The sequence below is a fragment of the Tetzosporium hominis genome (assembly GCF_002265435.1).
Taxonomy (GTDB): domain Bacteria; phylum Bacillota; class Bacilli; order Bacillales_A; family Planococcaceae; genus Chryseomicrobium; species Chryseomicrobium hominis.
Window position 1 is genome coordinate 1 of the sequence record NZ_NOKQ01000236.1, and the last position, 218, is coordinate 218.

At 34.4% G+C, this 218-nt stretch carries 1 protein-coding gene; it reads right to left on the reverse strand.

The window, feature by feature from the left end:
- On the reverse strand, positions 1–68 hold a 68-nt coding region (locus tag CF394_RS16090; protein ID WP_243370830.1), incomplete at its 3' end, for a hypothetical protein.
- Positions 69–218: the final 150 nt, after the last annotated feature.

The window sequence follows — 218 nt, forward strand, 5'->3', positions numbered from 1 at the left end:
TGTGCAATTTGTGGATCATTTGTGGATAACTCGCCAGTTACATCCACAAACCATCTTTTCGTTTTCATTTTCTGACCAAACTCCTTATTCACAACAATAAAACGATTGTTTTACGCGTGTAATCCTTTTGAAAGTATAAAAGATGTCCTGTAATAAAACAAGCGTTATCCACAAATTGTGGACAACGCTAATGAAGAAGTGGATAAGTATGTGTATAA